The organism is Taylorella asinigenitalis MCE3, assembly GCF_000226625.1.
Lineage (GTDB): Bacteria > Pseudomonadota > Gammaproteobacteria > Burkholderiales > Burkholderiaceae_B > Taylorella > Taylorella asinigenitalis.
Genome location: NC_016043.1, coordinates 1,128,689 through 1,148,168, shown reverse-complemented (window position 1 = coordinate 1,148,168; position 19,480 = coordinate 1,128,689). Strand labels below are relative to the sequence as shown.

At 37.3% G+C, this 19,480-nt stretch carries 18 protein-coding genes and 1 pseudogene; 14 read left to right on the top strand and 5 right to left on the bottom strand.

What is annotated here, in order from left to right; all coding sequences use genetic code 11:
• The 7 genes and pseudogenes from dxs (at nt 1) to dnaB (ending at nt 5,905) form a co-directional block, all read left to right on the top strand.
• The gene (dxs, locus tag TASI_RS05460) at nt 1-1,860 is read left to right on the top strand and encodes a 1-deoxy-D-xylulose-5-phosphate synthase (protein ID WP_014111767.1); all 1,860 of its coding nucleotides are present in this window, start codon (nt 1-3) and stop codon (nt 1,858-1,860) included.
• Complete coding sequence (gene folE2 / locus TASI_RS05455) at nt 1,857-2,666, top strand: GTP cyclohydrolase FolE2 (RefSeq protein ID WP_014111766.1); 810 nt, start codon at nt 1,857-1,859, stop codon at nt 2,664-2,666. Before dxs ends, folE2 begins: the two co-directional genes overlap by 4 nt.
• A 141-nt stretch (nt 2,667-2,807) precedes the next feature.
• Nucleotides 2,808-3,155, top strand: a pseudogene (rpsF, locus tag TASI_RS05450) (30S ribosomal protein S6); the annotation flags it as partial.
• A 152-nt stretch (nt 3,156-3,307) separates the two neighbouring features.
• Nucleotides 3,308-3,598 carry a primosomal replication protein N gene (gene priB / locus TASI_RS05445; protein WP_014111764.1) on the top strand — a complete coding sequence of 97 codons (291 nt, stop codon included), beginning with the start codon at nt 3,308-3,310 and terminating at the stop codon, nt 3,596-3,598.
• A 43-nt stretch (nt 3,599-3,641) separates the two neighbouring features.
• Entirely contained in the window at nt 3,642-3,917 is a 276-nt protein-coding gene (rpsR, locus tag TASI_RS05440; protein WP_013521272.1) for a 30S ribosomal protein S18, read from the top strand.
• An 11-nt stretch (nt 3,918-3,928) separates the two neighbouring features.
• Nucleotides 3,929-4,381, top strand: coding sequence for a 50S ribosomal protein L9 (rplI, locus tag TASI_RS05435; protein WP_014111763.1), 453 nt, complete (start codon nt 3,929-3,931; stop codon nt 4,379-4,381).
• Nucleotides 4,382-4,474: 93 nt separating this feature from the next.
• Entirely contained in the window at nt 4,475-5,905 is a 1,431-nt protein-coding gene (gene dnaB, locus TASI_RS05430; protein ID WP_014111762.1) for a replicative DNA helicase, read from the top strand.
• 84 nt (nt 5,906-5,989) lie between these two features.
• Here the strand turns inward: dnaB and TASI_RS05425 are convergent, their stop codons facing one another.
• A complete protein-coding gene (locus TASI_RS05425; protein ID WP_014111761.1) occupies nt 5,990-6,898 on the bottom strand; it encodes a YicC/YloC family endoribonuclease in 909 nt (302 codons plus the stop codon).
• 58 nt (nt 6,899-6,956) lie between these two features.
• On the opposite strand from TASI_RS05425, the gene rph reads away from it, so the two are divergent.
• The 5 genes from rph to TASI_RS05400 are packed head-to-tail and all read left to right on the top strand — an operon-like array spanning nt 6,957 to nt 12,245.
• Nucleotides 6,957-7,712 (top strand): ribonuclease PH, encoded by a 756-nt coding sequence (gene rph, locus TASI_RS05420; RefSeq protein WP_014111760.1) that lies wholly within the window; start codon nt 6,957-6,959, stop codon nt 7,710-7,712.
• Between the two features lies 1 nt (nt 7,713).
• Nucleotides 7,714-8,310 carry an RdgB/HAM1 family non-canonical purine NTP pyrophosphatase gene (gene rdgB / locus TASI_RS05415; RefSeq protein WP_014111759.1) on the top strand — a complete coding sequence of 199 codons (597 nt, stop codon included), beginning with the start codon at nt 7,714-7,716 and terminating at the stop codon, nt 8,308-8,310.
• Nucleotides 8,291-9,493, top strand: coding sequence for a radical SAM family heme chaperone HemW (gene hemW / locus TASI_RS05410; protein WP_014111758.1), 1,203 nt, complete (start codon nt 8,291-8,293; stop codon nt 9,491-9,493). Before rdgB ends, hemW begins: the two co-directional genes overlap by 20 nt.
• 53 nt (nt 9,494-9,546) lie before the next feature.
• Nucleotides 9,547-10,959, top strand: a complete 1,413-nt coding sequence (gene glnA / locus TASI_RS05405; RefSeq protein WP_014111757.1) for a type I glutamate--ammonia ligase — start codon at nt 9,547-9,549, stop codon at nt 10,957-10,959.
• Between the two features lie 8 nt (nt 10,960-10,967).
• Nucleotides 10,968-12,245, top strand: a complete 1,278-nt coding sequence (locus TASI_RS05400) for a DNA cytosine methyltransferase (RefSeq protein WP_014111756.1) — start codon at nt 10,968-10,970, stop codon at nt 12,243-12,245.
• Here the strand turns inward: TASI_RS05400 and TASI_RS05395 are convergent.
• From TASI_RS05395 to TASI_RS05380, 4 genes are all read right to left on the bottom strand, one after another.
• Entirely contained in the window at nt 12,219-13,283 is a 1,065-nt protein-coding gene (locus tag TASI_RS05395; protein ID WP_144312780.1) for a hypothetical protein, read from the bottom strand. The genes TASI_RS05400 and TASI_RS05395 overlap by 27 nt on opposite strands.
• 107 nt (nt 13,284-13,390) lie before the next feature.
• Entirely contained in the window at nt 13,391-14,161 is a 771-nt protein-coding gene (locus TASI_RS05390; protein WP_014111754.1) for an ABC transporter ATP-binding protein, read from the bottom strand.
• Nucleotides 14,145-15,821, bottom strand: a complete 1,677-nt coding sequence (locus TASI_RS05385) for an ABC transporter permease (RefSeq protein ID WP_144312779.1) — start codon at nt 15,819-15,821, stop codon at nt 14,145-14,147. The genes TASI_RS05390 and TASI_RS05385 overlap by 17 nt, the downstream gene beginning before the upstream one ends.
• 67 nt (nt 15,822-15,888) lie before the next feature.
• Entirely contained in the window at nt 15,889-16,902 is a 1,014-nt protein-coding gene (locus tag TASI_RS05380) for an extracellular solute-binding protein (RefSeq protein ID WP_014111752.1), read from the bottom strand.
• Nucleotides 16,903-17,045: 143 nt separating this feature from the next.
• On the opposite strand from TASI_RS05380, the gene TASI_RS05375 reads away from it, so the two are divergent.
• Both TASI_RS05375 and recG read left to right on the top strand, forming a co-directional pair.
• Complete coding sequence (locus TASI_RS05375) at nt 17,046-17,432, top strand: RidA family protein (protein ID WP_028884558.1); 387 nt, start codon at nt 17,046-17,048, stop codon at nt 17,430-17,432.
• Nucleotides 17,433-17,435: 3 nt separating this feature from the next.
• Complete coding sequence (gene recG, locus TASI_RS05370) at nt 17,436-19,478, top strand: ATP-dependent DNA helicase RecG (protein ID WP_014111750.1); 2,043 nt, start codon at nt 17,436-17,438, stop codon at nt 19,476-19,478.
• The last annotated feature ends 2 nt before the right edge of the window (nt 19,479-19,480 follow it).

The window sequence follows — 19,480 nt, the reverse complement described above, 5'->3', positions numbered from 1 at the left end:
ATGACCACATCAGACTCGATTCTAAAATCTATAAATTATCCGGAAGATCTACGGAAACTTGACGTAGAACAATTGCCAGAGTTGTGTTCTGAATTGCGGGATTTTATCTTAGAGTCTGTTTCTAAAACTGGTGGTCATCTATCTTCTAACCTTGGTACTGTTGAACTTACTGTTGCTTTACACTATATTTTTAATACTCCAGACGATAAATTGATTTGGGATGTTGGACATCAAGCCTATACGCATAAGATTCTCACTGGACGTCGAGATCGCATGTCAACCTTACGACAAGCAAAAGGTCTCTCTGGATTTCCAAAACGTGATGAATCAGAATATGATGCTTTTGGAACAGCCCACTCTTCAACTTCGATATCTGCAGCCTTGGGCATGGCTATAGCCTCCCACTTAGATAATGAGGAGCGTCAACATATTGCAGTGATAGGAGATGGGGCTATGAGTGCGGGCATGGCCTTCGAGGCTCTGAATAATTCTTCTTCCGTTGAGGGTATTAATCTAATTGTTATCTTAAACGATAACGATATGTCTATTTCGCCGCCAGTTGGAGCATTAAACAAATACTTAACGCGTCTATTATCTGGTTCTTTAGCTCGTGATGCTCACGATTTCGGCAAAGCAATGTTGGAGCGTCTCCCTAGTCCTGTTCTAGATTTGGCTAGAAAACTCAAGGGTCACGCTAAGGGAATAATTAGCCCTGCAACATGGTTTGAGGAATTTGGATTTAATTACTCTGGTCCTATTGATGGACATGATTTAGGGGCTTTATTACCCACACTAAGAAATCTAAAAGAACTAGGCGGACTTCAATTTTTACATGTGGTAACTAAAAAAGGTTACGGATATAAATTAGCTGAAAATGACCCCATACTCTATCATGGCCCAGGTAAATTTGATAGGACCATCGGTATTTTAAAACCCTCAAAAAAAGCTATAAATTTTTCTGATATTTTTAGCGATTGGGTATGTGATCAAGCAGCTGCTGACTCTAAACTTATAGCCATCACACCTGCTATGAGAGAAGGTAGTGGGCTCGTAAAATTTGAGCAATTTTTCCCAGAGCGTTATTTTGATGTAGGTATTGCAGAACAGCATGCGGTGACATTTGCTGGTGGATTAGCGTGTTTAGGATATAAGCCGGTAGTAGCTATTTATTCTACTTTTCTTCAAAGAGCATACGACCAATTAATTCACGACGTGGTATTGCAAAATTTGGATGTCACATTTGCTGTTGATAGAGCAGGGATAGTGGGTGCGGATGGAGCAACTCATGCGGGAGTTTTTGATATAGCATTTATGCGTTGTTTGCCTAACTTAGTCATTGCCACTCCATCTGATGAGGCTGAATGTCGTTTGCTTTTATCAAGCTGCTATATGCATAAAGGTCCAGCAGCCATTAGATACCCACGAGGAACTGGTATTGGCAGTGAAGTCGCAAAATCATTAGATACAGTTAGTATTGGAAAAGGTGTAGTTAAAAGAGAGGGTAGTGAAGTAGCGGTTTTATGTTTTGGCCCGCTAGTGCATGAGGCACTTAAAGTAAACGACACTTACACCGTGGTTGATATGCGATTTGTTAAACCACTAGATACAGATTTAATCGATAATCTTCTTGCAAATCATAAGGCATTTGTTACTGTCGAGGAGGGTGTTGTATCAGGCGGGGCTGGAAGTGCTGTGAATGAGTATCTTACGTCAAAAGCATGTAAAATCCCACTTCTTCAGCTAGGACTTCCCGATCGTTTTATAGATCACGGCGATCAAAAGCAATTAATGATTGAGGCGGGTCTTGACGCAGCTGGTATTCTAAAATCTATAAAAGAATTTGAATCAAAAATTTCATGATAGTTGATGAGCAAAATGCTATTCCTGATGTTCAAAATCGGGATGATGAACGCAATTTAGTTATACAAAAAGTAGGTATACGACGTATTAAATATCCCTTTAAATTATTGAGCCAAGAAGGGAGTATCTCTACTATAGGAGAATGGTCTTTAGCGGTGACATTGCCAGAAAATAAAAAGGGCACTCATATGTCAAGGTTTGTAAATCTTCTACAAACGTATAAGGACCATACGTTTACGCTTTCTGAATTTAAAACTCTATGCAGCGAAATGACGGATTTGCTTGAGGCTGATAGGGGATTTATTGAAACGCAATTTACTTTTTTTGTGCAAAAAGAGGCACCTATATCTAAGGTTGTAAGCTTGATGGAATATGCGGTTAAGTGGGGGGTGTCTTATGAAAAATCCAAAAACTCATATGGTTTATCTGTTGAAATTTTAATCCCTGTCATGAGCCTATGTCCATGTTCTAAGGAGATTTCTGATTACGGGGCTCATAATCAAAGATCGCATATAACGGTAACTTTGTACGGAGATTTATGCGAAAAGTGGGAGAGTGTTATTGCTATTGTAGAGGGGCAGTCATCAAGCCCACTTTGGGGATTGCTTAAGAGATCGGACGAGAAATTCGTTACTGAGCACTCTTACGATAATCCTAAGTTTGTGGAAGATTTAATACGAGATGTGGCTCGAGCTCTAAAATCTATGCAGGGAAATGGAAGATTTGATATACAAGTTGAAAATTTCGAATCTATTCATAACCACTCTGCTTTCGCTCAAATGTCTATAAATGCGGGCGATTTATAAAAGCTACAAAATTTTAAAAAGCTATTGATTTAAAACGATAATTTATACTAAAATATACGCTTTTCTTTTGCTCGATATAAATTTATGTAGGGTACATATGATTTATACGGGCTTTAATCCAAAAAAGGAGTTATAAATTTTATGCGTCACTATGAAGTCGTATATATAGTGCACCCTGATCAAAGCGAACAGGTGCCAGCTATGACTGAGCGTTACACCACACTAATTAAGTCTAATGGCGGACAGGTGCATCGTTCAGAGGATTGGGGTCGTCGTATTTTGGCTTACCCAATTCAAAAATTAGTTAAAGCTCACTATGTGTGCTTAAATATAGAGTGTAATCAAGAAACTCTTGATGAACTAGAAAATAATTTCCGTTATAACGATGCGATCCTTCGTCATCTTGTTATTAAGCAAAAAGCTGCAGTGACTGAGCCATCTATTATGATGAAGTCTACTGAACGTGAAGAATCTCGTAAAGCTGCTTCAGCTGAAGAGAGAAATAATCCTAAACCAAGTAATGTTTCTGAAGAATCTGATTCAGATAACCAGGAATCAGTAGAAGATTCAGATTCGGATGCGAATTCTGATTCTGTTTCTAATTCTGAAGAGGATACAAAAGAGTAGTTTGGGGAAATCGCTTGAATATTGTTCGCCTCGATGGAGTGATTGTTGAGGCTTCAGAGATTAGATATTCTCCAGCCCAAGTTCCGATTTTAGATTTGATTTTAGAACACAGTTCTGAATTAGATTTAAAGCATAGTAAAAGAAAGTTGAATTTCAAAATCATGGCTCAAGCTAGTAATTCATTAGCTGAAGAGATTTCAAAAATTACTATAGGAACTAAATTGGAAGTAACTGGATTTTTGAGTGAGACTAGAAAAAATTCAAGCAAACTTCGATTACTGATTCAGTCATTTAAGAAAATTTAATTGGATGTAGTTAGGACTACATTCTTAAGAGAAAGGAAATATCATGGCTTTCATGAAAAAAGGTAAAGAAAAACGCAGCAAATTTACTCAGCAGAACCCTTTATTTAAACGCCGTAAATTCTGCCGCTTCACAGCTGCAGGCGTTGATGAAATTGATTATAAAGATATCGACACACTTAAAGATTTCATTACAGAGACAGGAAAAATTATTCCTGCACGTCTTACTGGTACAAAAGCAAATTACCAACGTCAACTTGACACAGCTATCAAACGTGCTCGTTTTTTAGCTTTGCTTCCATACACCGATAATCACCAATAAGGAGTCCTCAAATGCAAGTTATTCTTTTAGAAAAAATCGGTAAATTAGGTGATTTAGGCGAGGTAGTTAAGGTTCGTGATGGTTATGCACGTAACTATTTAATCCCTCAACATAAAGCTCGAAGAGCTACAAAAGAGGCTATTGCTGAATTCGAAACTCGTCGTGCTGAACTTGAAAAACAACAAGCTGAACGTCTTGCTCAAGCACAATCATTAGGCGAAAAATTAAACGGCTATCGTTTAGAAATGCCTCAAAAAGCTGGCGTTGATGGACGTTTATTCGGATCAGTTACTTCTATGGATATCGCTTCTGCACTTTCTGAAGCTGGTTTTGCTGTTACTAAACAGCAAGTTCGTCTACCTCAAGGTTCGCTTAAAGCCGTGGGTGAATATGAAGTGTCTTTACACTTACACGCTGACGTAGATGCGGTTATTGTCGTAAACGTTATTGGTGAGATGGTTTAATTTACATAAAACTTTTCAACCAAATAATCCCAAAGCGTTTATAGTCTTTGGGATTTTTTTCTATAAAATAAAACTTTTTACCCCCATCAATTTATGCATTCCGAGTACAGTGGTCCTCCTGTAATAGAGTCTGATAGTATTACTGAGGATACAGCTTTAAAACTCCCACCCCAATCAGAAGAGGCAGAGCAATCTTTGATTGGCTCATTACTTATTAATCAAGATGCTTTTGATTTAGTGTCTTCCATTATTACGGATGATGATTTTTATTTCAGTAACCACCGAATAATTTGGGAGCATATAAGAAAATTACATTCTATTGATAGACCAGTAGACTCTATCACTGTATTTAATGCATTAAAAAACTCCGATAAAGATGAACAGGTTGGCGGATTTGAATATCTACAAAAACTTGCTTTTAATACACCATCTGCACAAAATGCTGTTAGATACGCCGATATTGTTAGAGAGAAATCAATACTTAGGAATTTAATTTCAGCTTCAGAATCTACTATTGATGAGTCATATCATCCGCAAGGCAAAGATGCGAATACTATATTGGTTGATGCTGAAGCAAAAATATTAGATATTGCTCAGCATGTTAGTAATAAAACATCTGATTTTAAACAGCTTAATGAAGTAATGGCCTCAGTGTTGGACGAGGTTGAAATCCTTAGCACTCGCAAGGATAAATCTGTTATCACTGGTCTTAAAACAGGGTTTACGGATCTCGACAGAATGACTACTGGACTGCATCCTGGACAATTAATAATAGTAGCGGGTAGACCTGCTATGGGCAAAACCTCATTAGCGATGAATATAGTCGAGAGCATTGCCATAAATGAAAAAAAACCAGTTGCGGTTTTTAGTATGGAGATGGATGCTTCTCAACTTGTTCAACGCATGCTTGGGTCATTAGCTAGGATAGATCATATAAAAATACGAACAGGAAATTTAGGTAATAGTGATTGGCCTAATATTACTGAAGCAGCCAAGAAATTGAGGGATGCAAAAATTTATATTGATGAATCTCCTGTGCTTAATCCACTCGATATACGTGCACGTGCTCGTCGACTTAAGGCTAGAGAAGGATCTTTAGGTTTAATAATGGTCGATTATCTGCAGCTTATGTCTGGTACAAACAAACGCTCTGATAATCGGGTGGCTGAAATTTCTGAAATTAGCCGCTCGCTTAAGCAACTTGCACGTGAGCTTGAATGTCCGATTATTGCATTGTCACAGCTTAATCGTAGTCTTGAACATAGAGCTGACAAGCGACCCATCATGTCAGATTTGCGTGAATCTGGAGCTATTGAGCAGGATGCGGATACTATATTGTTTATTTATAGAGATGAGGTATACAATCCCGATAGCCTTGAAAAAGGATTCGCAGAGATTATTATCGGTAAGCAAAGGGCAGGTCCTATCGGTACTGTAAGACTTGCGTTTGTAAAAGAGATCACTAAGTTTGAAAACGCCTTAAAAGAAACTGCTTATGGTTTAGATGGGCCTAATTCATATTGATGAAAAGAGTGTGCCCCGCACCATGAGGGCAAGCCGAATCTCCAAGCCCAGAGCCCCAAGCCCCGTGCCTTAAACACGCATTTATCACTCAAGATTCAAGGACTGCTCTCTTAATTGGTCCACAAGAACTTTAAGATCAATCACATGATTTGTAATTGAAGTGTCGCTTGATTTGGAGCCTATAGTATTTATTTCTCGATTCATCTCTTGATATATAAAATCAAGCCGCTTTCCCTTGCTTTGATTTGCCCTCAAAGCTGAATCTTCAGAGAGTATAGAGCGAATTTCTTTGCTATGAGATGTAATCCTATCGAGCTCTTCATTGATATTGCCCTTAACAAGCATAGTTGCGACTTCAAGGGCAATGCGGCTATTTATCTCTTCCTTCGATAGCCCCTCGAGTCCCTTAGGATTCAACTCCTCCATAATATTTTGGATCTTAACAGTCAGTTTTTCGTTTATCTCTTTTGTTAGTTCAGGAAGCTTCGCCCTAATTTGCTCATGAATTTTTTCGATTTCTTCTACATATTCAAGCATCACGTTTGCAAGCCGCTGCCCCTCACGAGCACGCGACTGCAGAAATTGGCTCAAAATCTCATCTATTTGGTTCAGAATGGTTGCGTCCTCTAGCTCTTCACTTTCCTTGCTTTTAAAAGTCTGACTTAATTCAATAACTTCTTTAAAGCTCGGTGCCTCTAACTTTGGTATAAAATTCTTGATATGAAAATATGCATCATTTATTTGGGTGGCAATGCCCTCGCTTACAACCGCTTTACTATCTTTTACACTATTATTTCTAGTTATCTGCAGGTCGATTTTCCCGCGTAATAAACTTTTGCTTATTTTCTTGCGAATCTGTAGTTCTAAATGTCTTATAGATTCGGGAAGTTTTAAATTCACGTCTAGATATTTATTATTCACGCTTTTCATTTCGACAGTAAAAGTCGAATTTTCGCTTGCGTTACTAGCAAATCCAGTCATACTGTAAATCATTTTTAATCCCAGATATTAGTTAAAATTAATTTTACTAAATCAATCCTATAGGACGCATATGTCAGATTCATTGAACAATAGGTCTAATGGCAGGGCTTTTAACCAAATTCGCGAAATATCTATAACTCGAAATTACACACCGTATGCGGAAGGTTCAGTTCTTATTAAAGTGGGAAATACTCATGTTCTATGTAACGCAAGTGTTCTTCAGAAAGTGCCTCCATTCCTTAAAGGTAAAGGCACAGGGTGGGTGACCGCAGAATATGGAATGCTACCTAGAGCTACTCAGGAGAGAACTGATCGTGAAGCCGCAAAAGGTAAACAATCAGGTCGCACACAAGAAATTCAAAGACTAATAGGCCGAAGCTTAAGAGCATGTATAGACCTAAAAGCATTAGGAGAAATAAGCATACATCTTGATTGTGATGTTATTCAAGCTGATGGTGGAACTAGATGTGCGAGTATAACGGGTGCATGGGTTGCCCTTTATGATGCCATTCAAAACTGTGTAGAACAAGGCATAATCAGCTATAACCCTATCCATCAACAAATCGTTGCCACTTCGGTTGGTGTTGTTGGGGATAAAGCATATTTGGATTTAGATTATTCAGAAGATTCAAACTGCGAGTCTGATATAAATGTGGTCATGACCTCGAATAAAACTTTTGTTGAAATTCAGGGTACGGCGGAAGGTGAAACCTTTTCGCGATCTAAATTTAATGAACTATTAGACCTTGCAGAACTTGGGTGCGAGCAATTGATAAAAGCTCAATTAGATTGTTTAGGCCTTAAAGAATTCACAATTAAGACATAGTATGAAAGTAGTTTTAGCCTCAAATAATAAAGGGAAACTTCTAGAATTCGCAGAACTTTTACAGGGTTTTGAAGTCGTATCACAGGGTGATTTAGGGGTAGGTCCCTCTAGTGAACCATTTGATACTTTTCTTGAAAATGCACTTCAAAAAGCACGACATGCTGCTCGAGAAACTGGTCTACCATCAATCGCAGATGACTCTGGAATCGTGGTTCCTTCTTTAGGTGGTGCCCCTGGTGTTAAATCAGCAAGATATAGTCCTCCGATTGAGGGCCTAGAACAAGACGAAGCAAACAACAGGCTCCTAGTGCAAAATCTAAAAGATAAACATGATCGTTCAGCCTACTATGTATGCTATATCGTATGGCTAAATTCTAATAATGACCCAAGTCCCATAGTTGCCTCTGCACGATGGCACGGAGAAGTTCTTCTCGAACCCCGCGGAAATGGAGGCTTTGGCTATGATCCATATTTTTATGTGCCTTCTTTGCAAAAAACAGCAGCAGAATTAGAACTATCCCAAAAAAATCGCATTAGTCATAGAGGATTAGCCCTGCAATACCTATTTAAACTTTTACATGAAAACAATATCATCTAATGTGAGGTTTACGGGGACATTGCCACCATTATCGATTTATATTCATATCCCTTGGTGTGTGCACAAATGCCCATATTGCGACTTTAATTCGCATGAAAGGCCCTCTGAAGGTATCCCAGAAGAGGCATTTCTGAGAGCTCTTGAAGAGGACCTTATCTACAATCTTCCGCATATTTGGGGACGCTCGATAATTTCCGTTTTTATAGGGGGTGGCACTCCTAGCTTGCTCTCAGTAGCCGCTATTGATCGCATTCTTCAAATACTTCGAAATTTACTTAATATTTCGAGCGATATTGAAATTACGATGGAAGCGAATCCTGCTACATTTGAGTCCGAGAAGTTTGCTTCGTATCGTTCTTCAGGGGTAAATCGACTCTCAATCGGCGTGCAAAGCTTTAATAATGAGCATCTCAAGGCACTTGGTCGCATTCACGATTCTGATGATGCTGTACGTGCGGCCGAGATTGCACATAAGCATTTTGAGAATTTTAATTTGGATTTGATGTATGCATTGCCAAATCAGAGCGTAGAGAATAGTATCTCTGACTTGCAGATGGCTCTAAAGCTTGATTCGACGCACTTATCAATGTATCAACTTACTCTTGAGCCGAATACTGTTTTTGCAAAATTTCCGCCGCCCAGAATGCCCTCTGACGATGACATTATTAATATGGAAGAAGCATTGGTTGATATTGCAGATGCCCATGGATTCAAGCGATACGAGGTATCAGCCTACGCAAAACACGGGTGGCAATGCTCCCATAATCGCAACTATTGGGAATTTGGCGATTATTTGGGTATTGGTCCAGGTGCTCATAGCAAATTAAGTTTCCACGATAGGATTGTTCGTGAGGTGCGTGAGCGTCATCCGATGCGATGGATGGAGAAAGTATTGTCTGGCGAGAAGGGCGAGAAGGGGGAAAAGGGGGCTCAGATTATTGAGTCACGCTCTGTGGGTGTGCATGAACTTCCGTTTGAATTTATGCTTAATGCTCTGCGCTTACGGGAGGGTGTACCTACGCATTATTTTGAGGAAAGATGTGGGGTGTCGATTGCGGTGTTATTGCCACTTTTAGAAGAGGCTGTAAAGAAGGGGCTTATGAGTGAATTGCCAACAGAATTACGGGCCACGGAATTGGGGTGGAATTATTTAAACAATCTACAAGAAATTTTTTTAATTTAATTGAATTGCTTTAAAAAAAATGAAACAATATGAGATTATTCACGGAGAAGTGTATGTTTTCTATAGAAGATATCCTAAATCTTATTAGCGAAAGGGAAGTGAAATTTGTTGATCTAAGGTTTACCGATACTCTAGGTCAGGAACACCATATCACTATCCCATCACATCAACTAGACGAAGATCGTTTTGAATCTGGTCAGCCATTTGACGGTTCATCGATTGCCGGATGGAAGGGGATTGAAGCTTCAGATATGTTGCTTATGCCCGACTCTACGTCAGCTAGGATCGACCCATTTAGAGAAATCCCAACTTTAGTTATGACTTGCGATGTAGTGGACCCTACAAATCTTCAAGGATATGACCGCGATCCGCGTTCGATTGCAAGACGTGCAGAGCATTATTTGCAATCTTCGGGCATTGGAGATCAAGCTTATTTTGGGCCTGAGCCTGAATTCTTTGTTTTTGATGGTGTGTCTTGGCATGATGATATGTATAACCGTTACGTTAAGATTTCTTCTGAAGAAGCGGCCAGTTCTAGTGCTCTTGATATGGAGGGAAAAAACCCAGGACATAGACCTCGAATTAAGGGTGGTTATGTACCTGTTTCACCTATCGATTCTTTTAGCGATCTTCGCTCAGAGATGTGTACTGTCCTTGAAGAGCAGGGCGTGCCAGTCGAAATTCATCACCATGAAGTTGGAAATTCAGGGCAATTAGAGATTGGTACTAAATTTAGTACTCTTGTCCAAAGAGCTGACTGGAATCAAATCCTTAAATACACGGTAAAAAATGTTGCACACCTATACGGTAAAACAGCAACATTTATGCCTAAACCAATTGTTGGGGATAATGGCTCCGGTATGCATGTTCATCAATCCATTTGGAAAAATGGTGAAAATCTCTTCCACGGAAATGGATATAGTGGCTTATCAGAGACTGCACTTTATTATATTGGCGGCATTATTAAGCATGCACGTGCTTTAAATGCTATTACTAATCCAGGTACAAATTCTTATAAACGCCTTGTACCTCATTTTGAAGCTCCAGTTAAACTTGCTTACTCAGCTCGTAACCGATCTGCTTCAATTCGTATTCCTTACTCAAGCAGTCCAAAAGGGCGTCGCATAGAAGCAAGATTCCCAGATCCATTAGCAAATCCTTATTTAGCTTTTGCTGCACTTCTGATGGCTGGGCTTGATGGTATTCAAAACAAAATTCATCCAGGCGATCCAGCAGATAAGAATTTATATGATTTGCCACCTGAAGAAGATAAATTAGTACCTACAGTGGCGGCTTCATTAGAACAAGCTATTGAGGCACTAGATGCTGATCGAGAATTCTTAACTAAAGGCGGTGTCTTTAGTAATGAGATGATTGATGCCTATATAGGTTTAAAAGAGCAAGAAATCAATAGACTCAGAATGACTACTCATCCTGTTGAATTTGATCTTTATTACTCTTTATAGTTCATTTGATGAAAGATGAGTCTTCTAAAACTAAAGATTTTTTAAAGGGAAGTACTGAAAATAAAAATTTAAAAGTACTTTCTCTTTTTTCAGGTTGTGGTGGATTAGATTTAGGATTTGAAGGTGGATTTCCAATTCTAAAATCTCAATATAACAAATTAGTTAACCCACATTGGAAAATTAAAGATTTAGATAAGACTCATATACTTTTACCTAGAACTAGGTTTGAGACAGTCTTCGCAAATGACATCAAACCAGATGCGAAAATAGTTTGGGATAACTATTTTCGCCGAGACTCTTCTATATTTAAAGTAGCTAGTATTGTTGAACTTGTTAAATCACACAATGCTGAACTAATTAATTTCCCAGACTCTATTGACGTTGTAACAGGTGGTTTTCCATGTCAGGACTTTTCTGTATCTGGAAAACGATTGGGTTTTAATTCAAAAAAGAGTCACTCAAATCAAAGTATTGTTATTGATGCTCCTTGTATAGAAAATCGAGGAAATTTATATATATGGATGAGAGAAGTAATTCGCATTACTAAGCCAAAGATATTTGTTGCGGAAAATGTTAAAGGATTGGTTAGCCTTGGAGATGCAAAAAAAATAATTGAATCTGATTTTAGGAACATATCAGATGGCGGTTATTTAGTATTTCCTTCAAGAGTTTTAATGGCTGCAGATTATGGTGTTTCTCAAAGTAGAGAAAGAGTAATTTTTATAGGTGTTCATAAAAAATCTTTAGCAAATGGCATATTGTCGAAACTTGAGGATTTAGAAAAAAATATGGATTTAGATCCCTACCCACAAGTTACTCATTCAAAACAGTTAGATCCAATTCTTAAGCCTTATGTCAAAGTTTCTGAAGTTCTTCATGGTTTGCTTGAACCTGATAAAACAGAAGATGAAGATCAAAAAATTTATTCTAAGGCTAAGTATTTAGGAAGAAAACTACAAGGTCAAATAGAAATAAACCTTGATGGGATTTCACCTACGATCAGATCAGAACATCATGGAAACATCGAATTTAGAAGATTGTCTGAATTAAACGGTGGTAAATATATCAATGAACTCAATAAAGGCATGATTGAAAGAAGATTAACCATCCGTGAATGTGCGAGAATTCAAAGTTTTCCTGATAATTATGCGTTTATAAAAAAAGGCATTAATGGAGTTTCGGGGTCTAAGGCTTATAAACTTATAGGTAATGCTGTCCCACCTTTGTTGGGTTTTCACATTGCTAAAAGACTTGAAGATTTATGGCCTATCTACTTTGAAGAATAAATTGTAAAGGAATTCTAATTCTGGATTGTTAATAGGTGTATCTTTTATATAGGATTTCACTTTATTCATCCAGTAATTAATTCTATTTTGATACGAATCATTATATATATCATAGTCCTGCCAAATTGAGATTAATTCTTCTATATTTATGGTTTTAATGGTATTTAAAAAAAGGTCATATACCTTCAAAAACTGTTTGTAAATTTGTGGTAAATAGTAGCTTAATTCATCATTAAGTCGTATTGTTGACTTACCTCCCGCAGTAAAACTATCTCTTAAATTGGAATCAACAATGCTATATTTTGCTACCAACCATTCAGATAAATTTTTGTATTTTTTGTGATCATTTTTATTCAATAATTCAGGAAATAAAACAAACCCTTTGGCCATAATAGATCTTTTTTCACATGGGGATATTTCACTCCAATTTCTTATTAAAGCTGGAGTACTTTCAGATATCCACCAACCAGTTTCTCCTCTATCTCTAAAATACCTGGTAATTTCTTCAATTGGATTATTTGAACTGCGCAAAAAACTATAACTAATTCCACTTTGCACAAAGAATGATTTTTCTGGTGCTAAGTCCATATCAATTTTAAATCGTGGACTATGCGTTACAACTATGTTAGAAACTACATCTTCAAATCTTTTGACTTTTGCATCAATTCCTAATTTATTTGATTTTATATATAGTAAATACAAGTCATCTACTAACTTGCTCGTGGAACCTAATATACTGTTTCCCAAAGTAACCCATCTTTTATCAGCTGATAAGGGTCTAATTGAACTTTTAATTTCTATACCCAGTGAGTGGTCTTCAAATTCACAAATTATGTCTGGAAATGAATGGCTACCTTCTTCATAATATATTTCACATTCTGTTTTTAACTCGACTAGAGCAGCCCTTATAGCCCTAAGAACAACTCTTTCTACATCAATTGGAGAGGGTGTAGAATTAGTCTTTTTTTCTTCTATAAGTAATTCAATACTTTTTAATCGAACTTTCTCAATAAAATTGGTGTCTATAAAATTGTTCATAACAAAAATAACAAAAATTATTTTTGAATATAAACAATCACTCAAAATTTAAAATTCGTATACTTACTTATGAATTTGTTAAAGCCCCAAAAATTTGGGGCTTTTGGTTATCTGTCGTAGGCCTGAGCTACATCTTTGCGTATATAGCTTTTAATTTTTTCATCTGTGCTTTGAAGAAAAGATTCTGGTGTTCCCCATTGCACAAGTTTTCCATCATTAATAATGCCAATCTTATCTGCAAATGCAAAAGCTTCTACCTGATTATGGGTGACTAAAATTGCACTCATTCCTTGATCCTTAAGAATTTTCCTAACATCTAAGGCTAACTTTTCACGCGTATCCACATCAAGATTTGAAAATGGTTCATCAAGTAGTAATAGTTTTGGATTTGGAGCTAGTGCACGTGCCAATGCAACTCTTTGCTGCTGTCCACCACTAAGTTCATGAGGATAATTATCTTTATACTCAGAAAGACCAACCAAATTTAGCATATCTTTAGTAATTTCTTTGGATTCGCTTTTTGGTAGTTTGTATAAACCAAAAGAGACATTTTTCTTTATATCTAGATGTGGAAATAATGCATAATCCTGAAACATCATTCCAATTTGACGTCTTTCAGGAGGGACCATCTCACCTTTGCGAGAAAAACATTTTCCACCAACGTTTATTGAACCCTCGTAAACTGGCTCAAAGCCTGCGATGGAGCGTAAAACGGTGGTTTTCCCTCCACCTGAAGGGCCAAGTAAACATGCAATTTCGCCTTCTTTTAGATCGAAGTTTAAATCGGAAACAATAGTCTTAAATTTATTGTCCACTTCATAACCAAGTTTTAAATTGCGTACTTCAAGAAGTATTTGTGGGTTATTGAGATTTTTCATGATGATTAATGGCATGCCTCAATTGAGTGCGTGCTAAAAAAATAACAGGCATTATGCCTACTAAAACAATTAATAGAGCTGCAATTGCACCTTCTTCATAAGTTTCACGTGCAGCTTCTGCGTAAAGCCATGTTGAGAGAGTTTCAAAACTCAAAGGTCTAAGCAGAAGTGTGGCTGATAGTTCTTTCATAGAATCTACAAAAACTAGTAATGCAGCAGCCCCTAAAGCTGGTTTAAGGAGCGGTAAATGAATTTTCATAAAGGTTTTACCTTGTTTAACTCCTAGGGATTTAGCAGCATCATCAAGTGAGAGCGGAATTCTAGAAAGCCCTGCTTCCAATGCCCCAGTACTAACAGATAAAAAGCGAATGACATAAATAATCACAAGGCCAGCAATACTACCTGTTATATATAGTTGAGGTGGGGCGTTAAGCAAAAATTCCATAACTGAACTTATATAGTTATCAATATGTCCTAAGGGGTATATGAGGCCTATTGAAATAACTGAAGCAGGTACAGCATAACCAATGGTTGCTAATCTAACTAAAATTTTCCCAAATTTATATCTTGGATTTCTGACCACCCATGCAATTATCAAGCCTAGCAAAACAGTAATAACTGTAGCGATTGTTGCTAACATAAAAGTATTAAATGTTGCATCAAACAGATCAGAGGACACATGACCATAATTATCAATCCGTATATATGATTCGTAAATTAAATAGGATGCAGGAAAGAAAAATCCTACGAATATAGGCAACCACCCAAATATTATGGCTAAGGTTGCACGCATTCCTTTCAGTCTTACAGGCTCAATCGGCTTTAATTTTTGAGTGTTTGAATAACGTTCACGATTTCTACTAATTCTCTCTAAATACAATAAAACGGTTACTACAGCGAGCATAAGCATAGCAATTTGAGCAGCCGATTGCATATTGTGTTTAGTAGTCCACTCCGTATAAATTGATACAGTCATGGTCTGAATTCCTAAAAACTCCGATGCACCAATATCATTCAGAGTTTCAAGCAATGCCAAGCTTATTCCGACAGCGATGGCTGGTCGTGCCATTGGAATCATGACACGAATGAATGCTTTGGATGGTGTACATCCTAGTGTTCGAGCAGCTTCAATCAAATTTGCTGATTGGCTCATAAACATTACTCTTACGCTTAGGTAAACATATGAATAAAGCGACAGACCTAAGACAATAACAGCTCCGAATATGCCCATATCACGCACATCTGGGAGCCTAAATTCTCTTGGAGAGGCATATCCTAAAATTTCTCTTATAGTGCTTTGAATTGGACCAAGTGCATGAGTTAAATCTAAGTATGCAAATGCCATAATATAAGACGGTACTGATAGTGGCAATAACATAGCCCACACTAATACACCTCTTGTTGGAAATGCGAATGCAGTCGTAAGCCATGCAGCTCCCGTCCCTACAGCCCCTACAAAAATTGCTACTCCTATTAAAAGAGCTACAGTATTAAAAGCTGTATTTGGCAATGAATACCGCAATAAATGAGACCAATTATTAAAGTCGCCGAACAGCGCAATCAGTAGTAGTGTGACAATAGGCAATAAAACCACTGCGGTTATACCATATGCAACCCATGTCCACTTTAAATGATAATTATTTCTTTTTAACTTCGGCATTTCGTAAGTATACAAAAAACAAAGGGATGATAGATTCATCCCTCTGTTATTGGAGTCATATTCCTAATTAGTTATCAAAACCAATTTTTTCAACTATTTCAGTAGCTGTTTTTCGGTGTTTAGGTACCTCTATTAGTGGCAATGAATCCGCTTTAAATTCTCCAAATGCGGCAATAATAGGGTCAGGTGCTACACCAGCTCGAATTGGATGCTCAAAGTTTACTTTTGCATACATTTCTTGAGCATTAGGTCCTACTAAGTATTCAAGCAATTTGACTGCATTTTCTTTGTTTGGTGCATATTTTGCTACAGCTGCACCTGAAATATTTGCGTGTGTACCGCCTGTTTTCTTAAATGTAGGTTTAATAACTTTAATAGCTTCAGCCCATTCTTTTTGTTTAGGGTCAGCATGCATTTTCCCTACATAGTAAGAATTAGCAAATCCTAAATCGCAAATTCCGCCTAGAATATCGCGTGCAACATTACGGTCACCGCCGGTAGCTTTACGTGCCAGATTGTTTTTAACGCCTTTTAAGAATTCCTCTGTTGCTTCTACACCGTTATGAGCAATCATAGCTCCAAATAGTGTTGCATTATATGGGTGTTTACCAGAGCGTATGCATACACGACCTTTGTATTTAGGATCAGCTAAATCTTCATAGTTAAAGGTCTCTAGAGGCATATCTTTGCTTACATAAAGAACACGATATCTTAAAGATAGGGCAAACCAATGGTTGTTAGGGTCACGATATTGTGCTGGAATAATATCTGTAAGCACTTTTGAATCAACTGCTTGAGTTAGACCGCGATCAACTATATTTGTTAGTTGTGAAATATCCACAACCATTAATAAGTCAGCTGGAGATTTATCGCCTTCACTCTCTACGCGTTCAGCCAAACCGTCTTTTACGAAAACAGTTTCGGCTTTAATGCCTGTATCTTTTTCGAACGCTTCAAGAATCGGTTTTAAAAGACCTGGTTCACGGGTTGTGTATACATTTACTACTTCATTAGCTTGAGCAGCAGAAGCACCTAGTAAAACAGCTAATACTAACGGTTTAAGAAAATTCTTAATATTCATATTTAATATACCTTTTTTGTAAATAAGAATCATTTTCAATCGCAATAATAATTAGTTTTATGAGATATGTCAATTTATTGTTTAAAAATATTAAATTAATGCACCATTCATATAAAATTATCTAATTGCCAAAGAGGTTATACATGGAAAAGTTAACTATCAAATCATCGAATGCCCCAGAAGCATTAGGTCCATATTCCCAAGGAGTCCTAGTGAATTCTGGTAAAACACTATACTTGTCTGGACAAATTGGTTTAGACCCTAAAAGCAATGAACTTGTATCAGTTGATACATCTGAGCAGGCTCAACAAGTGTTTCAAAATATAAAAGCTGTACTTCAAGAAGCTGGCTGCGGATTTGAAAATGTGGTGAAACTTACTATTTTCCTTACAGATTTATCTAAGTTTTCAGAGGTTAACGAAATTATGAAAACTTATTTTAAGGAACCATTTCCAGCACGCTCTACAGTAGAAATTAAATCCCTACCTAAGAATGCACAGATCGAGATAGAGGCTATAGCAGTTTTTTAATCTATGGTTAGACCTTCAAAATCACTCATAGATGAAAAGATTAAATCTCTAGGTCTATTAAGACCTATTGATTTTGCTTTGCATATTCCTTTGAGATATGAAGATGAAACCAAGATTTATAAAGTTTCTCAAGCGCAAACTGATGCGATGATGCAGTTTGAAGGTCAAATACATAATGTGGAAGTTACTTATGCTCCTAGAAAGTCCCTAAATGCTGTTCTAGATGATGGAACTGGACTTCTAAAACTAAGATGGCTTAATTTTTATCCTAACCAAGTTAAATTTTTGGAGACTTCTCCTAAAGTTAGAGTTAGAGGACCTGTGAAGGGCAATGATAGGTGGGGTTTTACGATTACCCATCCAAAAATTGGAAAAGTCACGGATCCATTGCCACAGACACTTACTCCAATTTATCCTAGTTCAGCGGGCCTAACACAAGACGTTTTACGCAGAAAAATTAGAGACGTGATTTTGCATATGGATTCCGTAGATGGGCTTAAGGATACATTGCCACAGGAAATCCTTACTAAATATTCTCTTCCATCATTTAAAGAGACTATTTTTACTTTGCATAATCCAAAAATCCAAGATGCTCTGGCCTTAGAAAATAAAACGCATCCAGCTTGGCTACGACTGGTTTTTGATGAACTTTTAGCTCAGCAATTAACTCTTCAAATTGCACGTGAGAAAAGAGAACAACTAAAGGCTATTGCTCTTGTTTTAGATGATACGTCTCTGTATGAGGGGGTTTTACGTGAATTTTCTTTAAAACTAACCAGTGCACAGATTAGAGTTTTGGAAGAAATCAAGGAAGATTTAAAAAAATCTAAGCCTATGAATCGACTTTTACAGGGGGATGTTGGAAGCGGTAAAACTATTGTGGCAGCATTGGCAGCTTCTCTTGTGATATCAAATGGTTATCAAGTTGCGATAATGGCTCCCACTGAAATTCTTGCAGAACAACATTACATAAAACTAAGTAAATGGTTTGAGCCCTTAGGAATAAGCGTTACAAAGCTATATGGTAGTTTAAAGGCTAAGGAGAAAAAAGAGGTCTATGAGTCTATAACTAATTCAAGTGCAAAATTAGTTGTGGGTACGCAAGCTTTAATTCAGGATACTGTTGATTTTGCAAATCTTGGATTGTTGATTGTAGATGAGCAACATAGATTTGGTGTGATGCAGAGACTGACGCTTAATAAAAAAGGTGAATCGGGTGAATTAGTTCCTCATCAACTAAGTATGAGTGCTACTCCTATTCCACGAACATTAGCGATGTCTTATCTTGCTGATATTGATGTGTCTACTATAGATGAATTACCTCCTGGCAGAACACCAATTGTGACTAAATTAGTGAAAATCGAGAGAAGAGAAGAAATTCTCTCATTCTTAATTTCTCAATGTAAGAAAGGTCATCAAGCTTACTGGGTTTGTCCTTTAGTAGAAGAGAGTGAAGCTTTGCAACTTCAAACAGCAGTAGACACATATGATTGGATTAAGGGTTTATTGCCAGATTTAAAAGCTGGGCTGGTTCATGGAAAACTTAAGCCACAAGAAAAAAATGAGATTATGGAGAAGTTTAAAAAAAATGAACTCCAAATACTTGTGGCTACTACAGTTATTGAAGTTGGGGTCGATGTGCCTAATGCCTCAATTATGGTTATCGAACATGCAGAAAGATTCGGCTTAGCACAATTGCATCAACTTCGGGGTCGTGTTGGAAGAGGTTGTAACTCCTCGATTTGCATTTTGATGTATCAGGAACCATTGACGGCCGTAGGGAAAGAGAGAATTCGTGCTATGTTTGAGACTACCGACGGTTTTGAAATAGCAAAAAGAGATTTGCGAATTCGAGGGCCGGGAGAGATTTTGGGTCAAAAGCAATCAGGTATAGCAATGCTAAAGTTCGCACATATTGAGATTGATTATAAAACCTTAAGCATTGCCAGAGAAGAAGCAAAAAAATTTATTAAAAATTATCCAGATTTAATTAAAGCGCATATAGAAAGATGGACGTTCGGCAGAGACGAACTTCTAAGAACTTAATA